Here is a 17951-nt window from a genome sequence, read left to right as displayed (position 1 = left end):
CGACTCCACACACTCGCGGGAATGGGTGCTGAGGCCACTGCACCCGGTCAGTAGGCTGTCACCTATGACGGTAGGGACGACGACCGGCCAGGATATCCGCGAAGCAGTGCACGATGCGGCGCGCAAGGCTCGGGTGGCTTCGCGCACGCTCGCACAGCTGACCGCGGCGCAGAAGAACGAGGCGCTGCATGCGGCCGCGGATGCGTTGCTCGCGGCGGCCGATACCGTGCTCGCCGCCAATGCCGAGGACATCGCGACCGCGCAGGCGGCGGGGACCGAGGAGTCCCTGCTGGACCGGCTGCGGCTGACGAAGGCGCGCATCGACGGCATCGCGTCCGGGCTGCGTCAGGTGGCCGGGCTGCCGGATCCGGTCGGTGTGGTCGTGCGCGGGTCGACGCTGCCGAACGGTCTGGAGATCCGTCAGGTCCGGGTGCCGCTCGGCGTGGTGGGAATGGTCTATGAGGCCCGCCCGAATGTCACCGTCGACGCATTCGGACTCGCGCTCAAATCCGGTAATGCGGCGCTGCTGCGCGGTTCCTCCTCGGCCGCGCACTCCAACGCCGCACTCGTCACCGTGCTGCGGGAAGCCCTTGTCGCACTGGGCATTCCGGCCGACGCGGTACAGCTGCTGCCCAGCCACGATCGCTCCAGCGTGACCCATCTGATCCAGGCTCGCGGCCTGGTCGACGTGGTCATCCCACGCGGCGGTGCGGGCCTGATCAATGCGGTGGTCCGTGACGCCCAGGTGCCAACCATCGAGACCGGTACCGGCAACTGCCACGTCTACGTGCACGAAGCCGCCGATCTGGAGATGGCCGAGCAGATCCTGATCAATGCCAAGACCCGCCGTCCCAGCGTGTGCAATGCCGCCGAGACGGTTCTCATCGATGACGCGATCGCCACCACCGCCGTGCCCCGGCTGATCGAGGCGCTGGAACGTCATGGCGTCACCGTGCACGGCGACCTGCCCGGACTGGTGCCCGCCAACGATCAGGACTGGGGCGAGGAGTACCTCACCCTCGATATCGCGCTCAAGGTCGTCAAGGATCTCGACGAGGCGGTCGAGCACATCAACACCTGGGGCACCGGCCACACCGAGGCCATCGTCACCGCTGAGCTGGCCGCGGCGCGCGAATTCACCAACCGCGTCGATGCCGCCGCCGTGATGGTGAACGCCTCCACCGCCTTCACCGACGGTGAGCAGTTCGGCTTCGGCGCGGAGATCGGCATCTCCACGCAGAAACTGCACGCCCGCGGCCCGATGGCGCTGCCGGAACTGACCTCGACCAAGTGGATCGTGTGGGGCGACGGCCAGATCCGGCCGGTCTAGATTTCGTTCGGTGTAAGAACCGCCGAGCGCTTGCTTCGGGTGCTCCCGTAGCGTTAGGGGTGGGAATGAATGGAAGGACGCTACGTGGGTACCGAAAGCGCAGTGCAGGAGCCGATCTTCACCTCGGTCGACGATGTGATCGAGCGGCTGGCCACGACCGGTTACCTGGCCGATAAGGCGACGGCGACCTCGGTATTCCTGGCCGATCGGCTCGGTAAGCCGCTGCTGATCGAGGGGCCGGCCGGTGTCGGCAAGACCGAACTGGCCAGGGCGGTCGCGCAGACCGCGGATGCGGAGCTGGTGCGTCTGCAGTGCTACGAGGGCGTCGACGAGGCCCGAGCGCTGTACGAGTGGAATCACGCCAAGCAGATTCTGCGGATCCAGGCGTCCAGCGAGAACGACTGGGAAGAGACCAAGGCCGACGTCTTTACCGAGGAATTCCTGCTCTCGCGCCCGCTGCTGACCGCGATCCGCCGCGCGGATCCGACCGTGCTGCTCATCGATGAAACCGATAAGGCCGATGTCGAGATCGAGGGTCTGCTGCTCGAGGTGCTCAGTGATTTCGCGGTCACCGTCCCCGAACTCGGCACGATTACCGCCAGCCGCAAACCGTTCGTGGTGCTGACCTCCAACGCGACGCGCGAACTGTCCGAAGCGCTCAAGCGCCGCTGCCTCTACCTGCACCTGGACTTCCCGGACGAGGAACTCGAGCGCCGCATCCTGGCCAGCCGTGTTCCGGAGCTGTCCGCCTCGGTCGCCGCCCAGTTGGTTCGGATCGTGCACGTGCTGCGCGGGATGCAGCTGAAGAAGCTGCCGAGCGTCGCGGAATCGATCGACTGGGGACGCACCCTGCTCGCGCTGGGTCTGCAGGATCTCGATGAAACCACGGTGCGCGCCACCCTCGGTGTCGTGCTCAAGCACCAGGCCGACCACCAGCGCGCGCTGGCCGAGCTGAAGCCGGCCTGAGCCATGGCGGCCGGATCGCAGCCCACACTCGAAGCGCCGCACGGGATTTCGGGACATCTCGTCGGTTTCGTCGAGGCATTGCGGGCGCGCGGCATCCCGGTCGGTCCCTCGGAGACGGTGGACGCGGGCCGTGTGGTGTCGGTGCTGGATCTGATGGACCGCGAGGTCGTGCGCGAGGGTCTGGCCTGCTCGCTACTGCGCCGCACCACCCATCGCAGTACTTTCGACGGCCTGTTCGACCTGTGGTTCCCGGCGGCCCTCGGCGCGCGTAGCAGCACCGCGGATGATCTCGAGGTTCCGCGCACGCCGTCCGGTGAGATCGACATTCCCGCGCTGCGCGGACTACTCGCGGACCTGCTGACCAGGGAGGACTCGACGCAGCAGCAGGAAATGATCGCCGCACAGCTGGTCGAACAGCTCGGTCAGTACGAATCCTCACGCGGGCCCTCCTTCTCCGCGTACCGGACGCTGCGCGAGGTACAGCCGGAAACACTGCTGGCCAGGATTCTGCAGGGTTTGGCCGCCGGACCGGATACCAGCGAATTCGACACCGAGATCGCCCGCCGCATCGGCCGGCAGCGCATCGCCGGATTCCGCGCCATCGTGGAGGCCGAAACGCACCGGCGGGTGGCCGAGAATATCGGCAAGGAGCGCGTCGCGAGCTATGCCGTCGCTCGCCAAGTCGAGGATGTCGATTTCCTGCGTGCCTCCGAAACCGAGCTGGCGGAGATGCGGCGCAGCACCCAGCGACTGGCCCGAATCCTGGCGTCCCGACTTGCCGTGCGGCGCAGGCATTCTCGTCGCGGTGAGATCGATCTGCGCAAGACGCTGCGTAAATCCATGTCGACCGGCGGCGTGCCCATCGACCTGGTGAATCGCAAACCGCGACCGGGGCGACCCGAGTTGGTGCTGCTCTGCGACGTATCCGGGTCAGTGGCCGGATTCAGCAACTTCACTCTCTTGCTGGTCAATTCGCTACGCGAACAGTTCTCCCGGGTGCGGATATTCGCCTTCGTGGACCGGACCGATGAGGTGACCCGGTTCTTCGATCCGCACACCCAGCTGGACCAGTCCATGGCCCGCATCTTCACCGAGGGCAAGGTGGTCGGCCTGGACGGGCACTCCGACTACGGCCATGCCCTGTCGACCTTCGTCGAGCAATGGCCCGATGCGGTGACCTCGCGCAGCTCGCTGCTGATTCTCGGCGATGCCCGCACCAATTACCGTGATCCGGATCTGAATGCGCTGCGCGGGCTGGTGCGCACCGCCAAGCACGCGCATTGGCTCAATCCGGAGAAGGAAAGCAACTGGGGCACCGGCGATTCCGCCGCCGACAGGTATCGCGAAGTGATCGAGATGCACGAGTGCCGCTCGGCCAAACAACTGACCGCGGTGGTGTCCCGGCTGCTACCGGTGTGACGCGATTGTGACCGAACTCATTATCGGTCTCCGTTAACACCATCAGCATTCGTTAAGGGAACTATTGGCGCTGCGCACCAGGATTCGGTCCATGGTGAACAACGCGCCGGCCGGGTCTGGCCGCAGCGGTGGTGGGGATTATTCGTTCCAGGTCGATCTGCGCGGAATCGTCGATCTGCTCTCGCACCACTTGTATTCGAGTCCCCGGGTCTACATCCGTGAGTTACTGCAGAACGCGGTCGATGCCGTCACCGCGCGCAGGCAGCGCGATGCGTTGGCGCCCACCGCGATTCGGCTGGTCGTCGACGAATCAGGACTGCGGATCACCGATCACGGCATCGGTCTCACCGAGGCGGACGTGCACCGCTTCCTCGCCACCATCGGGCATTCGTCGAAGCGTGACGAAATCGAGGGTGCGCGCCGAGAGTTCCTCGGGCAGTTCGGTATCGGGCTGCTGGCGTGCTTCACCGTGGCCGAAACGATCCGCGTGGTCACCCGCTCGGCCATCGACCCGGATGCTCCGCCCGTGGAATGGCTGGCCGCCGCCGACGGCACCTACTCGCTGCGTCTGCTCGATCCGGCAGGTCAGCAAGAGCCGGGCACCACGGTGCATCTCACGCCGCGTGCCGGTGCGCAGGCGTGGTTCACACCGGGGCGGGTGCTCGACCTGGTCCGCGATTATGGTTCGCTGCTGCCCTACGAGGTGACGGTCGAGGCGAATGGTGCCGGACTGCGCGCGACCGACGGTCCGCCGGTGTGGCGGCGCGCCTACGCATCCCCGGCCCAGCGGCGTGCGGCGCTGTTCGAGTACGGCGAGCGCGTCCTCGGGTTCACCCCGCTGGATGTGATCGATCTCGATGCCGAATTGGCGGGGGTCAGCGGGGTCGCCTTCGTGCTGTCACAGCCGGGCAATCCCGCCGAAAGCAGTGCACACCGGGTGTATCTCAAGGGCATGCTGCTCGGTGACGCGGTGCGCGGACTGCTGCCGGACTGGGCCTTCTTCGTGCGCTGTGTCATCGATACCGACAGCCTGCGCCCGACTGCCTCGCGTGAGGGCCTCTACGAAGACGAACGCCTCGCCATCGTCCGCGACAGCCTCGGCGAGCGAATCCGCGACTGGCTCACCGAAATCGCCGCCGAACAGCCCGAGCGGCTCGCCGCATTCCTGTCCGTGCACGCTCTCGGTGTCAAGGCGATGGCGCGGCATTCGCCGGACATGCTGCGGATCATGGTGCCGCACTTGCTGTTCGAGACCACCGACGGCCGGGTACCGCTGACCGAATTCGCGCGCAACCACCCGACCGTGCGCGTGACGGCGACGGTGGAGGAATTCCGTCAAGTGGCCGCCACCGCGGCCGCGCAAGGCATCGGCGTCGTCAACGGCGGCTATACCTACGATGCGGAACTCGTCGCGCTGCTGCCGACGATCCTGCCTGGTGTCACGGTGACCGAGCTGGACGCGGCCGCGGTTACGGCCGCCCTCGACCTGGTGGATCCCGCCCAGGAACTCTTGTTGGCTCCGGTGCTCGCCGCGGCGCGCACCGCACTGGATTCGCTGTCCTGCGATGTGATTCTGCGTGCGTTCCATCCGGTTTCGGTGCCCGCACTGCATCTGGACAGTCGGGGTGCGCGTAATGAGCGAGCACGGGTCGAGACCACCGTCGGCGCGGATGAGCTCTGGACCGAAATCCTCGGCGCGCTGGAGGCGAGCGCACCCCGTGCTCAACTGGTGTTGAACCACAACAGCCCGGTGGTCCGACGCTTGAGCCGGATCGACGACCCCGCCTTCCTGCGGACCGCGGTCGAATCGCTCTACGGCCAAGCCTTATTGATGACCCACCGGCCGCTGCGACCGGCTGATACCGCGCTGCTCAATCGCGCTTTCGGCGAATTCCTCAGCTGGGCGACCCGGCGTGCGGCGGGCGAGACCGCGGAGGAGGCCTGAAATGGATACCTCCGAGATCCAATCCGCGCTGGCGCAGAGCCGTTCGCTGCCACACGGGCGCGGCCGCACCGAACGACTGGAAAGGCTTGCCGCCGAGGCGAAGTCGGGTGCGGACCGTGCGCTGGAGGGGAGTGTGCTGTTGGAGCTTGCCCAGGCGTATGCCTATGCGGGCGAACGCGATCTGGCACCGGTCGCCTACGGCAGGCTGTTGCGGATCTACGACGATTTCCCGGCCGAACTCGGCCCGATGACGCATTCGGTGCACTGGTATCTGAAATGGCTGACCTGGGGCCTGATCGAGAATCCCGCGGTGCCGCTGCCGACCACCTACCGCTGGCTCGACGAGCTCGAAAGTCGTTACCGGCAGCGGGGATACAGTGCGCGCCCGGTGCTCGCCTTGCGCTCCGACCTGGCGCGGGAACTGGGTCAGGACGGCTTGGCCGCCGAGCTGCTGGACGCCGCGCGTGCGGCACCGCGCGACGGCATGTCCGATTGTGATGCCTGTGAACGCAACCAGTGGGGAGCGAACTACGCGCAGGCCGGTGACGACGAGTCCGCATTGGAGAGCTGGCGTCCGGTCATCGACGGTGCGCGCAGCTGTGCCGAAGAGCCGCATCGGGTGCTCGGGCAGGCCTTGCTGCCGATGCTGCGCACTGGGCGCACCGCCGCGGCGCGCAGTGCGCATTTGACGGGTTATCCACTGGTGCGCCACCTTCCGGATCTGCGGCGCTCGGTCGGTGAGCACATCGAGTTCTGCGCATTGACCGGAAACGAGGCGCGCGGTCTGGAGATACTGGCCGAGCATGCGGCGTGGCTGACCGATCCCGGCGCGGACGCCGCCATTCGGCTGGCCTTCATTTCGGGAGTGTGCGTGCTGTTGCGGCGGCTGGCCGAGCTGGATCGCGGTGCACTCGAAGTCGGTGTGGGCACGGTGGACTCGGTACGTGACAAGCTGAGCGTCGAAATCGGCGAGCTCACCGCACGCTATGACGCGCGCAATGGCAATACGGTGGTCAGCGAGCGCGTCGCGGCGCGGCTCGCGCGACAACCGCTGGTCGAACATCTTCCGCTCGGTGCGCGAAACACGTTGCCGCGCAAGGCTACCGATACCCTGCCTGCGGAGAGCGCGACCGTCGAGGAACGAGCCGAGGACGCACTGCAGCTGGCCGAGCTCGCTGCGGTACGCCTCGTCGACAACCCGAAGGATGCTGAACAGTATCTGCGCCGAGCACTTTCGGTCGGCGCGACCGCGTTGCCCGCCGAACATATCGCTCGGTTGAGTTCTCAGCTCGTCATGGTGCTCTCCGGACAGCAGGGCCGGGAATACGAACTGGCCGATGCGGCGCTCACCGCGGCCGCTCGGTGGGAACCGATTTCGACGGCGGATGCGATACACCTCACCGTCGTCGCCGCGCGAGCCTGCCACCGGGCCGGACGGCACGGGGAGGCGGCGGCCCTCTTCGAGCAGTCCCTCGCGACCGGTGAGCAGCCGTACCCGCCCGCCGAAATGGCGATCGTGCGCCGCCAATACGGCGAATCCCTGCGCAAGCTCAACCGATTCCGTGATGCGGCACAGCAATTCGTCGAAGCGGCCCGTCTGGTCCACAACGACCCCGACCGCGTCGAACTCCAAGCCGAGCTCGCCTGGTCGGCCGCCTCGGTGCTGGACTACTGCGGCGAAGACGAACAAGCTGTCGTCGCCTTCCTCCGCGCCGCCCACCTCTGGGGCACCCTCGATCGCGTCGGCCCCCGAGCCAAATGCCTACGCTCCGCCGCCTGGCTACAGCTCTACGGCGCCGGCCTGGAATCCGACCGCCCCTGGCTCACCACCATGCGCGACCTACTCGCCGAACTGGAAAGCATCGCCGAAACATCCCCCTCGCCCGAGGTAGCCACCGAACTCCTCAACACCCGTACCCAACTCGCCGACATGCAGCGCGACGACGACCACTGATCACCCAGCGACCAGCTCGCGATGATTTGCGCACGATAAGAAAACTGTTAGGTGGCATCGGCATTGTTGGGGAGGACACCGAGATCGGCTCGGTGCGTTGTCGATTCGGAGCTCCGGATGAAGAAGACCGCTGCTGTTATCGGCGCGCTGGCCAGCGCCGCAGTACTCACGGCCTGTGGGCCGGACGAATCGCCGACGACCGGGGGCGGATCGTCGGCGACTGTGACACCGGCCGCGTCGGCGACGGCGACACCGGCCGCGTCGGTGACGGCGACGCCGGCCGCGTCGACGACGGTCGCCGGATCGCCTCGCGCCGAAACCTTCACCGCGACAACAGTTCATCTCGAGGGTGCCGGGTACAAGATCGACGTGCCTCAGGTGAGCGGTGGAAAGGCCGATGCCAGAGCCGAATTCAACGCGGCCGTGCAGGCCGGGGCGCAGGAGTGGATCGGCCGCATCAGCCGTCCGGGCGATTCGGTCACCGGTGGTGACAGTCAGGTCGTCCGCATCGGGTCGCAGGTCCTCAGCGGACACCTGGTCGTCATCATGTACTCCGAGGGCGCCGCGCACCCGAACAGCTTCGACGCCGCGCATGTCACCAACATCGATACCGGCAAGGCCATCACCCTGCTCGACCTGTTCACCGATCTGCAGCAGGGCCTGAACACGCTCTCGACTCAGGCCGAGGCCCAGGTGCAGCAGAATCCGCGCGCGACCGGCTACAGCAACAGCCTGCTCACCCCGGTCGCCGAACACTTCCAGACCTGGGTCGCCACGCCGGAGGGTATGCGGATCTATCTCGGTGAAATCGCCTCGCACGCCGCGGGCAATATCGATGTCACCGTGCCGTGGTCCGCGCTGGACGGCGTGCTGAAGCCGGGGATGCGCGCGGTCGTCAGCAGCTGACGAACCCTCGACAGCTCGCGGTGGTACGTTCTCGGGCACGAACGCGAGCTATTCGGGGAGGCGAAATGAGGAAGACCGCTGCCGCTGTCCTGGTCGGCGTCCTGTTCGCCGTACTGACGGCGTGCGGGGCCGCCGACCGGGCCGATTCGCCCCCGGCACCGCCCTTCACGGCGACCTCGATTCGGCTGGAGGGCCCCTGGTACTCCTTCGACCTGCCGCAGGTCGAAGGCGGAACCGAGGCTGCGCGCACCGAATTCAACGACGGCTTGCGCGCCGAGCTGGATCCGTACCTGCGGGCCGCCGCGCAGGATCGGGCGGTGAAGGGGTACAAGAGTGAGGTCGCGCATATCGGCCGCCATGTGCTCAGCGGTGTGCTCGGCATCGAGGTCGAGGTCGACGGCGGCAAGCTGCATCCGACCACCTTCAAACGCACCCACGTGACCGATGTCGACACCGGCAAGGCGCTCACCCTGCCGGATCTGTTCACCGATCTGCCGAAGGCCCTCGATCGGCTGTCGGCGCAGGCGGAGGTGCAGATCCCCAAGACCCGCGTCGGCACGAACCCCTACGACAAGCAGCGCATCGCACCGGCCGTGGAGAACTTCAAGGACTGGCTGGCCATGCCCGACGGTCTGCGCGTCTACCTCGGGGAGATCGCCTCGCACGCGCTGGGCTATATCGACATCACGATCCCGTGGTCCGAACTCGACGGGGTGCTGAAGCCAGGTCTGCGGGCGGTCGTCAGCAGTTGACCGTCCGGCCCCCGCTCGGACCGAACCGACCGGTTAAGCTCGGCTCTCATGCAGGAGAACGGTCGGCGTCGACGCAAGCTGGGGGTGATGGGTGGCACATTCGACCCCATCCACCACGGCCACCTCGTCGCCGCCAGCGAGGTCGCGAACCGGTTCGAACTGGACGAAGTGATCTTCGTCCCGACCGGACAGCCGTGGCAGAAGGCCGATAAGCAGGTCAGCCCGGCCGAGGATCGCTACCTCATGACCGTGATCGCGACCGCTTCCAACCCCCGGTTCTCGGTCAGCCGGGCCGATATCGACCGGGGCAAGGTCACCTACACCGTCGACACCCTGCGTGAGATGCGCACCAAGCATCCCGACGCCGAGCTGTACTTCATCACCGGAGCTGACGCGCTCGCCAACATCTTGACGTGGCAGGATTGGGCGGAGTTGTTCGAACTGGCGAAATTCGTCGGGGTTAGCCGACCGGGGTATGAGCTGAACACCGATCATCTCGAGGAGCATCTGCGTGACCTGCCGGTCGATGCGGTGACCATGATCGAGATCCCGGCGTTGGCGATCTCATCGAGTGAATGCCGTCGTCGCGCCGCGGAGAACCGGCCGGTGTGGTACCTCGTGCCCGACGGCGTCGTGCAGTACATATCGAAGCGGCATTTATACGTGCCCGTAGGAGTGGAAGGTAAGGCGTGAGCGAGCGCAGCGAGCGAACCAATAACGGAGCCGCTGATGCGGTCATGCCGGTGCCGAGGGCCCGCGAGGTGGAGGCATGAGCGCATCTGTCGAATCGGTGGAGATGGCGCAGGTCGCCGCGCGCGCGGCGGACGAGAAACTGGCCACCGACGTCGTGGTGCTCGACGTCTCCGAACAGTTGGTGATCACCGACTGCTTCGTGATCGCCTCCGCGCCGAACGAGCGTCAGGTCAATGCCATCGTCGACAATGTCGAGGAGAAGCTCCGCGAAGCCGGGCACAAGCCGGTCCGGCGCGAGGGGACCCGCGAGGGCCGGTGGGCACTGCTGGATTACGTCGACATCGTCGTGCACATCCAGCACAATGACGAACGCAATTTCTATGCGCTGGAACGGCTCTGGAAGGATTGTCCGGCGGTTCCGGTGGACGGGATCGCGGCCGGGAACGAGGTGTTCAAGCACACCGAGTCCGAGGGCGTCGTGATGCGTGGTGAAGCGGGGGAAGAACGCGAGTGAACAAGTATGCCGGCGTCCGCACGCTGATCCTGCTGCGGCACGGGCAGACCGAGTGGAATGCTTCCGACCGGATGCAGGGGCAGATCGACACCGATCTCACCGAGCTCGGTCGTCGTCAGGCGAAAGAGGCCGCGCGCGAACTGGTTTCGCGCAATGCGATCGCCATCGTCTCCTCCGATCTGCGGCGCGCCTTCGATACCGCCTCGGCACTGGCCGACCACACCGATGTTCCGGTGGTCCCGGATCGGCGGCTGCGTGAAACCCACCTCGGCGACTGGGAGGGGTTGACCCATCTGGAGGTCGACGCCGACTATCCGGGCGCGCGGGTCGCGTGGCGCTTGGATGCGGCCTATACCCCGCCCGGCGGTGAGAGCAAGCTCGAGGTCGGCGCTCGGTCCCTACCCGTTGTTCGAGAATTGTTCGCCGAGCGGCAGGATTGGCCAGGCCGGACTATCATCCTGGTGGCGCACGGCGGGCTGATCGCCGCCCTAACGGCCGCGCTGCTCGACCTGCCGCCGCGGAACTGGCCTGCCCTAGGGGGATTGGCCAATACCAGCTGGGTGCAGCTGAGCAGTCACGGTCCGAGCATCGATCAGCCCGGTTGGCGCCTGGATGTGTGGAATGCAGCGGCGAAGGTGGCCCCGGATGTCCTCTGAAGAACCGGTTCGGCAGGTACCGGATGAATTGTTCCGTCGGGTTTCGGCGAAGCCCGAACGGGCGATCCCGGACGCGCTGTTCGGACCTCCCCCGGTGAAGACGGTCGAGTCGGAGGAACCGGCCGAGTCGCAGTCGGCCGAGTCCGGCAGCGACGAATCGGTTGCCGCCGCCGACTCCGGGGAAGGTGACGAGGAGCCCGCCGCATACACGACCGAGTTCGGAACCGGTGCGGAGCCGGCGGAACCAGCAAGTGAACCACCGGAAGGTGTTGCGGCGGCTTCCGATACGGATATCGCGGCGTCGACGATCGGCGCTGAATCCGAAGACGAATCCATTAGCTCCGCAGCGGAATCCGAGCCCGACCTCACGGCTGCGTTTTCGACAAGCGGTGACGAATCCACAGTGGATTCGGTCGTCGACGATCCCTCGCTCGAATCGGTTGCCGGCGACGAGGTTGCGGCCGAACCGGCTTCGACCGCGGAATCGGATCGTCCGGTGCTGCTGGTGATCGCGGACTCGCTGTCCTACTTCGGTCCGAAGGGCGGCCTGCCCGCGGACCATCCGAAGATCTGGCCGAATCTGGTCGGCGCCGAACTCGATTGGGACGTCGAGCTGATCGGGCGGATCGGCTGGACCTGCCGGGACGCGTACTGGGCACTGATCGGTGACCCCCGGGTGTGGGCCGCGGTGCCGCGCGCGGGTGCGGTCGTCTTCGCGGTCGGCGGCATGGATACCTTGCCCTCGCCGCTGCCGACCGCGCTGCGCGAGTTGATCCGCTATGTGCGTCCGCCCGTGCTGCGTCGTGGGGTCCGCGCCACCTACAACTGGCTGCAGCCCAAGCTGTCGAAACTCGGTCGTCCCGTGGCATTGCCGCCGAAGGTGAGCGTGGACTACCTGGAGCAGTCGCGCGAGGCGCTGGCCCAGTTGCGTCCGGATCTGCCGGTCGTCGCGGTACTGCCGTCCGTGCACAACTGCGCCGCCTACGGGCATGTGCACAGTGGCCGGCAGCCCGCGGTCAAGGCACTGCGCGCGTGGTCTGACAAGACTTCTGTCCCGCTGGTCGATCTCGGTGAAGCGGTGCGCGAGGACATCTTCTCCGGCGACGCGAATCCGGACGGCATTCACTGGGGCTGGGCCGGACATACCGCGGTGGCGAATTCGATGGTGAAGACCTTGCAGGAGGTTCGGTAGTCCGTGGCCGTTGTGGTCGTCACCGATTCGTCCGCCAGCCTCCCTGCCGAACTCGTCGCTGAGTTGGACATCGCCGTTGTCCCACTGCATGTGCTGGTCGGCGACCGCACCATCCGCGAAGGCGTCGACGCCATCGATATCGACTACGGTTCGGATACCGTGACGACCTCGGCGGCCTCACCCGGTGAGCTGCGTGCCGTCTACGAGCGGGCGCTGGAGCGCAGCAATGGGGACGGCGTTGTCGCGGTACATCTTTCGCGCCAACTCTCCGGTACCTGGGAGGCGGGACGGCAGGCGGTCCGCGATATGGATGCCGCCGATCAGGTCCGTTTGGTCGATTCACTCGGTGCAGGCCTGGCTACCGGCTTGCCGGTGCTCGCCGCCGCGCGCCGCGCGCACAGTGGCGCGACATTGGATGTCGTCTATGACACCGCCGTCGCGGCGGCCAGTCGATCACGCACCTTCATCCTGGTGAACCGCACCGAGCAGTTGCGCCGTGGCGGCCGATTGAGCAGCGCCGCAGCCTTTTTCGGCAGCGAACTGGTGAGCAAACCGCTGCTGCAGATCGTCGAGGGCCGCCTGGAACTGCGCGAAAAGGTTCGTACCCGCTCAAAGGCGTACGCCAAACTCGTTGCGGCAGCTGTGGATGCGGCGGGTGACGATGGCGCCGCCGTCGCCGTACAACACCTGGATGCCGAGGATGCCGCGAATACCGTCGCTACCCAACTGCGCGAGTTGCTGCCCGGCATCCGCGAACTGATCGTCGCGGAATTCGGGCCGACGCTGGCCGTCCATCTCGGCGTCGGTGCGGTCGGTGTGTTGGTCGTCCCCGGCGGCTGCGCCTGATCGGCTACGGTCCAGAACTCGCGGGTGTGCCGCATCTCCGGTCGAATGGCATGATGAGCGTAATAATTTCTGCGTGATCGCAACCCCTTCGGTCGGCAGCGGAGGTGACTAACGTCGCGGCATGACGAGTTCCGCAACTCCGATCAATCCGCCGCTGACCATCGAATCGGTCGAGTGGGCGCATCCGGACGCGGTCATCCTGCGCGATGAGATGGCCGCCGAGGTCGGTCCGCGCTACGCCTATCTGGCGAAACATATGCGAGATAAGCCGAATGCCGTCGATCCCGCCACCGTACATCGCACCTTCGTCGCATATTGCGGCGATCCGGTCGGGCACGCCGCCGTGCGCTGGAATGCGGGTGAGCTCGAGTTGAAACGGATGTTCGTGCGTCCTGGTTACCGCGGTTCCGGCGTTGCGCCGCTGCTGCTTTCGGCTGCCGAGGCCGCCGCCCGTGCACTCGAGCTGCCCCGGCTGATCCTGCAGACCGGCCACCTGCAGCCCGAGGCGGTTCGCTTCTATGAACGCAGCGGCTACCACCGCATCCCGATCTTCTCGCCCTATGAATCCCTGCCCCTGTCCAACTGCTTCGCCAAGGCTCTGACCTGATCGCCGATGCCACGATCCACAATGTGCGGCGGTGCCGCCAGGCGGCACCGCCCGACCCGACCTCATCAGCGGGATAACACCAAGTGCCGCAAGGGTGCTCGGCGATATCGAGTGGGATGGCCGAGCTTCGGTATCGAGGCGGTGTACGGCAGCTATGGTGACGAGGTGGGGAACGAATGTCCGATCTGCGATAAGCATCGGGGGATCGGTGCGCTGGTCGGTCCGGTGATCTACGCGGACGACCTGGTATTGGTCACGCATCGGCCGCTCACCGAGGGCGCGCCGGTGCCGGGGTACCTCTTCGTGGAGACCCGGCGGCACGCACCGACGTTGTCTACCCTGACCGACGCCGAGGCCCGGGCGGTGGGCTGGGCCGCTCGACGCGCCGCGCACGCGTTACACGTCGAGCTGGCACCGGAATTCGTGTTTTCCGCGATCACCGGATTGAGCGTCGCGCATTTCCATCAGCACGTATTCGCTCGTCCGCACGGCACTCCCGCCTCGGTGCCGTGGACGAACGCCGATGCGTGGCCGGACGCGCCACGCATAGACGCGTGCGCACTCGGCGAGCTGTGCGACCGCTTGGCGATCCATTTCGTCACCGAGCACTGAGGGTCACAGCAGGGTGCTGTGCGCTGCGATGAGTTCGGTTATACGGGAAAGCAATTCGTCGGCCGGTAGCGGTTCGAGGCGTTGTCCGTCCCGAAGCCGCACCGCGACAAGATCATTCGCGACCTCCTTCGGACCTATCACGACTTGGTAGGGGACCAGGCGGACCTGGCGAATGCGCGCGCCGAGACTGCCGAGTTCGTGATCGGCGATCTCGGCGCGCAGCCCCAGCTCGAGGCAGCGTTCGACGAGCGCTTCGGCAGGTGCCGACTCGGCCGCCGAAACCGGTAGGACGACCAACTGAGTCGGGGCAAGCCAGGCCGGGAACGCACCGCCGTGCACCTCGATCAGGTGCGCGACAGCCCGCTCGACGCTGCCGATAATGCTGCGGTGCGCCATGACCGGCCGGTGTTCGGCGCCGTCCGCACCGATGTAGTGCAGATCGAATTGCTCCGGTTGGTGGAAGTCGACCTGCACGGTGGACAGGGTGAATTCGCGGCCCGCGCTGTCGGTGAACTGGATATCGATCTTCGGGCCGTAGAAGGCGGCCTCACCTTCGGCTGCTTCGTAGGGCAGGCCGGAGCGGTCGAGCACATCGGTGAGCATGGCGATCGACTGCTGCCAGAGTTCCGGGGCCGCAACGTATTTCCCGCCCGGTCCGGGTAGCGAGAGGCGGTATCGGGTGGACCGGATGCCCATGGCCGCGTGTGCCGATCGAATCAGTTCCAGCGCGCCCGCGACCTCGTCGGCGAGCTGATCCACGGTGCAGAAGATGTGTGCGTCATTGAGCTGGATCGCGCGGACACGGGTGAGTCCGCCGAGTACGCCGGAGAGTTCCGCTCGATACATCCCGCCCAATTCCGCCATCCGCAAAGGCAATTCGCGGTAGCTGTGCGAGCGGGAACGGAACATTACCGCGTGATGCGGACACAGGCTCGGGCGCAGCAGCACCTGCTCGCCGCCCAACTGCATGGGCGGGAACATGTCGTCGCGGTAGTGCGACCAGTGCCCGGATATTTCGTAGAGCTCTCGCTTCCCGAGCGCCGGTGAGTACACGTGCCGGTACCCGGCGCGTCGTTCCGCGGCGCGGATGAACTCCTCGAGTGCGTGGCGCACGGTGGCGCCATCGGGCAGCCAGTACGGCAGGCCGGATCCGATCAGCGGATCGGTATCGAACAGGCCGAGTTCGCGGCCGAGTTTGCGGTGGTCGTGCACGGGTCTCCTCGCGGATAGCGGGCGAGTGACCACAAGACGAAGCCCCGGGCACTCGCCCGGGGCCTTCGATCTGGACAGCAATCAGCGCGCCGGGACGGTCTCCGGCGTCGTCGTCACAGCAGCGCGCTTCATGTCGGCCACGGTAGCAGAGCAGTCGCGGCGTCGGCACATCACTTTTCCTGCGGTTGCGCGAGGAGATTCGCTGTCACACCTGCTCGGCGAGGAAGTTCTCCCAGGTGAGCTTGCCGACCGTCGCACCAGCGAGGGTCAGATTCTCCTTCGCGCGATACGCGCGCCCGACCTTGCCCGGCACCGGAACCGGCAGGAGCAACCGCCGCTTGCCCTCGGCCTTCAGGTATCCGCGGATCAGCTCGGCCATCGTGTACACCGTCGGCCCGACCAGATCCGCTACCAGTCCGGCCGGTGCGCCGCGGGTCAGCTCCACGAGCCGCGCGGCCACCTCCCGCGAATCGACCGGCTGCCACAGGATCACGCCCGGTGCGGGAACGATCGGGCTCTTCGCCATGGCTTGTGCGGTCTTCAGGGCGAGGTCGTGGAATTGGGCCGCGCGCAGGATGGTGTACGGCACGCCCGATTCGATGATGGCTTGTTCGGCGGCGAACTTGGCCCGGAAGTAGCCGATCGGCAGCTTTCCGGCGCCGACCACGCCGATGTAGACGATGTGCTGCACGCCCGCCTTGGCGGCGGCGTCAGCCAGATGCCGGGTCGCGATGTCGTCGCCCTTGGGGCCGCCCGCGAGATGCAGGATGATCTCCGCGCCGTCGACAGCGGCCTCGACGCCGGTGCCCGCCAGCAGATCACCGGTCACGAATTCGATGCCGTCGCTCGATTCGTGGGCATTGCGGCTGAGCATTCGAATCTTGAAACCGGCTTCGACCAGCAGTGGTGTGACGTGGCGGCCGAGTGTGCCGGTGCCGCCGGTCAGCAGGATGGTCGTCATGATTCCTCCGAAGTTCGCATGTGCTTGTCTTCACCGGTATGACGACGCAGGCGGGCCTGGTGTGACAAAGCGGGGAATTGTCCGCACGCACCTCTAGGATTCCCGGGTGACCGGTTACGACCACGATGCCTTCGAGCACCTCGATACCTCGACCCTGCCGCCGCGCCAGCAGCGGATCCTCGCCACGATCCGGGACTGGGTGCTGCGGTACGGGTACGCGCCGAACACCAGGGAGATCGGCGATGCGGTCGGCCTGCGGTCCTCGTCCTCGGTCTCCAAGCATCTGAAGTCCTTGGAGGACAGGGGATTTCTGCGGCGCAGCGAGACCATGTCGCGGCCGATCGATGTGCGCATGTTCCTGCGGGCGTCCGCGGTTCCGGAGCAGGCCGAGGATTCGGTCGCGGTTCCGGTCGTCGGCGATATAGCGGCGGGTACGCCCATCCTCGCCGAGGAGCACGCCGACGACATGATGACGCTGCCGCGTGAACTCGTGGGTCGCGGAACGGTTTTCGGGCTGCGCGTGCGCGGCGATTCGATGATCGATGCGGCGATCTGCGACGGCGACCTGGTGGTGATCCGCAAACAGCACGAGGCGCATTCCGGTGACATCGTCGCCGCGATGATCGATGGGGAGGCGACGGTCAAGGTCTATCGGCGTCGCAATGGCCATGTCTATCTGGAACCGCGCAATCCCGCCTACGACGTGATCGATGGTGACGAGGCAGTTGTGCTCGGGAAGGTCGTGTCGGTGATGCGCCGCGTGTGAGCGAAATTCCGTTGCCTGGGCTAATGACCAGCTGTAGCGTTCCTTCGGTTTGTCAACCGATCTATCGAAGGAGTCGATGCCGTCATGAAAGCCGTCACCGAACGCGACATCAGGTCGTCGTTCATCAACTGTTCCAAGACGACCGCCAAGAAACTGCCCGTGCCCCGGGACCTGGACGCACAGCCCTGGGATGACCTGGATTTCCTCGGCTGGAGCGATCCGTCGCTGCCCGGCCGCGGGTATCTCGTTGTGCCGCAGGACGATCGCATCGTCGGCATCGCGCTGCGCTACGAAACGGGCAGATCCGGTCGCACTCAGATGTGCGCGATCTGCCTGACCTCGCATACCGGTGGGGGTGTCTCGCTGATGACCGCGCACAAGGCCGGTGAATCCGGACGCCGGGGCAACTCGGTCGGTACCTATATGTGCACCGATCTGGCGTGTTCGCTCTACGCGCGCGGTAAGCGAACGCCCGCCCTCGGCAATCGGTACCGCGAAGACCTCATCACCGAGGAGACCAAGATCGAGCGGGTCCGAGACAATATGAACGCCTTCGTCACCAGGCTGTTCACCTAGATCCGTCTATTCGGTCCCAGCAATGAAATGGAGGTAGATGCCAT

At 66.3% G+C, this 17951-nt stretch carries 19 protein-coding genes; 16 read left to right on the top strand and 3 right to left on the bottom strand.

The window, feature by feature from the left end:
• The first annotated feature begins 64 nt into the window (after window positions 1-64).
• From ACQPYR_RS34920 to ACQPYR_RS34900, 5 genes are all read left to right on the top strand, one after another.
• Window positions 65-1330, top strand: a complete 1266-nt coding sequence (locus ACQPYR_RS34920; protein WP_433623192.1) for a glutamate-5-semialdehyde dehydrogenase — start codon at window positions 65-67, stop codon at window positions 1328-1330.
• A gap of 84 nt (window positions 1331-1414) precedes the next feature.
• Window positions 1415-2296 (top strand): AAA family ATPase, encoded by an 882-nt coding sequence (locus ACQPYR_RS34915; RefSeq protein WP_433623190.1) that lies wholly within the window; start codon window positions 1415-1417, stop codon window positions 2294-2296.
• A gap of 3 nt (window positions 2297-2299) precedes the next feature.
• The gene (locus tag ACQPYR_RS34910; protein ID WP_433623188.1) at window positions 2300-3715 is read left to right on the top strand and encodes a vWA domain-containing protein; all 1416 of its coding nucleotides are present in this window, start codon (window positions 2300-2302) and stop codon (window positions 3713-3715) included.
• Window positions 3716-3806: 91 nt separating this feature from the next.
• Entirely contained in the window at window positions 3807-5660 is a 1854-nt protein-coding gene (locus tag ACQPYR_RS34905) for an HSP90 family protein (protein WP_433623186.1), read from the top strand.
• Window position 5661: 1 nt separating this feature from the next.
• On the top strand, window positions 5662-7614 hold the full coding sequence (locus ACQPYR_RS34900; protein WP_433623184.1) for a hypothetical protein: 1953 nt from the start codon (window positions 5662-5664) through the stop codon (window positions 7612-7614).
• Between the two features lie 47 nt (window positions 7615-7661).
• Here the strand turns inward: ACQPYR_RS34900 and ACQPYR_RS34895 are convergent, their stop codons facing one another.
• A complete protein-coding gene (locus ACQPYR_RS34895; protein ID WP_433623182.1) occupies window positions 7662-7940 on the bottom strand; it encodes a hypothetical protein in 279 nt (92 codons plus the stop codon).
• Window positions 7941-7992: 52 nt separating this feature from the next.
• Between ACQPYR_RS34895 and ACQPYR_RS34890 the strand changes: the two genes are divergently transcribed.
• From ACQPYR_RS34890 to ACQPYR_RS34850, 9 genes are all read left to right on the top strand, one after another.
• On the top strand, window positions 7993-8520 hold the full coding sequence (locus ACQPYR_RS34890; RefSeq protein WP_433623180.1) for an RsiV family protein: 528 nt from the start codon (window positions 7993-7995) through the stop codon (window positions 8518-8520).
• 65 nt (window positions 8521-8585) lie between these two features.
• The gene (locus ACQPYR_RS34885; protein ID WP_433623178.1) at window positions 8586-9272 is read left to right on the top strand and encodes an RsiV family protein; all 687 of its coding nucleotides are present in this window, start codon (window positions 8586-8588) and stop codon (window positions 9270-9272) included.
• A 48-nt stretch (window positions 9273-9320) separates the two neighbouring features.
• Window positions 9321-9965: a nicotinate-nucleotide adenylyltransferase gene (nadD, locus tag ACQPYR_RS34880; protein ID WP_433623176.1), complete on the top strand. Its 645-nt coding sequence runs from the start codon at window positions 9321-9323 to the stop codon at window positions 9963-9965.
• Between the two features lie 76 nt (window positions 9966-10041).
• The gene (gene rsfS, locus ACQPYR_RS34875) at window positions 10042-10479 is read left to right on the top strand and encodes a ribosome silencing factor (RefSeq protein WP_433623174.1); all 438 of its coding nucleotides are present in this window, start codon (window positions 10042-10044) and stop codon (window positions 10477-10479) included.
• Window positions 10476-11135: a histidine phosphatase family protein gene (locus ACQPYR_RS34870; RefSeq protein WP_433623172.1), complete on the top strand. Its 660-nt coding sequence runs from the start codon at window positions 10476-10478 to the stop codon at window positions 11133-11135. The genes rsfS and ACQPYR_RS34870 overlap by 4 nt, the downstream gene beginning before the upstream one ends.
• Before the next feature lie 496 nt (window positions 11136-11631).
• Window positions 11632-12327, top strand: coding sequence for a diglucosylglycerate octanoyltransferase (gene octT / locus ACQPYR_RS34865; RefSeq protein WP_433635321.1), 696 nt, complete (start codon window positions 11632-11634; stop codon window positions 12325-12327).
• A gap of 3 nt (window positions 12328-12330) precedes the next feature.
• Window positions 12331-13173 carry a DegV family protein gene (locus ACQPYR_RS34860; protein WP_433623170.1) on the top strand — a complete coding sequence of 281 codons (843 nt, stop codon included), beginning with the start codon at window positions 12331-12333 and terminating at the stop codon, window positions 13171-13173.
• Between the two features lie 121 nt (window positions 13174-13294).
• A complete protein-coding gene (locus ACQPYR_RS34855) occupies window positions 13295-13780 on the top strand; it encodes a GNAT family N-acetyltransferase (protein ID WP_433623168.1) in 486 nt (161 codons plus the stop codon).
• A 165-nt stretch (window positions 13781-13945) separates the two neighbouring features.
• The gene (locus tag ACQPYR_RS34850) at window positions 13946-14392 is read left to right on the top strand and encodes an HIT family protein (protein WP_433623166.1); all 447 of its coding nucleotides are present in this window, start codon (window positions 13946-13948) and stop codon (window positions 14390-14392) included.
• A gap of 3 nt (window positions 14393-14395) precedes the next feature.
• On the opposite strand, the gene thrS is transcribed toward ACQPYR_RS34850, so the two are convergent.
• Window positions 14396-15604, bottom strand: coding sequence for a threonine--tRNA ligase (gene thrS, locus ACQPYR_RS34845; protein WP_433623164.1), 1209 nt, complete (start codon window positions 15602-15604; stop codon window positions 14396-14398).
• Window positions 15605-15809: 205 nt separating this feature from the next.
• A complete protein-coding gene (locus ACQPYR_RS34840; RefSeq protein ID WP_433623162.1) occupies window positions 15810-16565 on the bottom strand; it encodes an SDR family oxidoreductase in 756 nt (251 codons plus the stop codon).
• Between the two features lie 106 nt (window positions 16566-16671).
• On the opposite strand from ACQPYR_RS34840, the gene lexA reads away from it, so the two are divergent.
• Together lexA and ACQPYR_RS34830 are read left to right on the top strand one after the other, a co-directional pair.
• Window positions 16672-17331 (top strand): transcriptional repressor LexA, encoded by a 660-nt coding sequence (gene lexA, locus ACQPYR_RS34835; protein WP_433623160.1) that lies wholly within the window; start codon window positions 16672-16674, stop codon window positions 17329-17331.
• Window positions 17332-17415: 84 nt separating this feature from the next.
• Window positions 17416-17907, top strand: coding sequence for an FBP domain-containing protein (locus ACQPYR_RS34830; protein WP_433623158.1), 492 nt, complete (start codon window positions 17416-17418; stop codon window positions 17905-17907).
• Window positions 17908-17951 lie beyond the last annotated feature (44 nt).

Source organism: Nocardia sp. CA-120079 (assembly GCF_050955745.1).
GTDB lineage: Bacteria > Actinomycetota > Actinomycetes > Mycobacteriales > Mycobacteriaceae > Nocardia.
The sequence above is the reverse complement of the archived record's forward strand: the minus strand, read 5'-3'. Positions and strand labels throughout refer to the sequence as shown.

What these genes read in the sequence shown, in the direction of transcription:
- ACQPYR_RS34920 (WP_433623192.1), top strand. Translation starts at nt 65, where the DNA reads ATGACGGTAGGGACGACGACCGGCCAGGATATCCGCGAAGCAGTGCAC.
- ACQPYR_RS34910 (WP_433623188.1), top strand. Translation starts at nt 2,300, where the DNA reads ATGGCGGCCGGATCGCAGCCCACACTCGAAGCGCCGCACGGGATTTCG.
- ACQPYR_RS34905 (WP_433623186.1), top strand. Translation starts at nt 3,807, where the DNA reads ATGGTGAACAACGCGCCGGCCGGGTCTGGCCGCAGCGGTGGTGGGGAT.
- ACQPYR_RS34900 (WP_433623184.1), top strand. Translation starts at nt 5,662, where the DNA reads ATGGATACCTCCGAGATCCAATCCGCGCTGGCGCAGAGCCGTTCGCTG.
- ACQPYR_RS34885 (WP_433623178.1), top strand. Translation starts at nt 8,586, where the DNA reads ATGAGGAAGACCGCTGCCGCTGTCCTGGTCGGCGTCCTGTTCGCCGTA.
- nadD (WP_433623176.1), top strand. Translation starts at nt 9,321, where the DNA reads ATGCAGGAGAACGGTCGGCGTCGACGCAAGCTGGGGGTGATGGGTGGC.
- rsfS (WP_433623174.1), top strand. Translation starts at nt 10,042, where the DNA reads ATGAGCGCATCTGTCGAATCGGTGGAGATGGCGCAGGTCGCCGCGCGC.
- ACQPYR_RS34855 (WP_433623168.1), top strand. Translation starts at nt 13,295, where the DNA reads ATGACGAGTTCCGCAACTCCGATCAATCCGCCGCTGACCATCGAATCG.
- ACQPYR_RS34840 (WP_433623162.1), bottom strand. Translation starts at nt 16,565, where the DNA reads ATGACGACCATCCTGCTGACCGGCGGCACCGGCACACTCGGCCGCCAC.
- ACQPYR_RS34830 (WP_433623158.1), top strand. Translation starts at nt 17,416, where the DNA reads ATGAAAGCCGTCACCGAACGCGACATCAGGTCGTCGTTCATCAACTGT.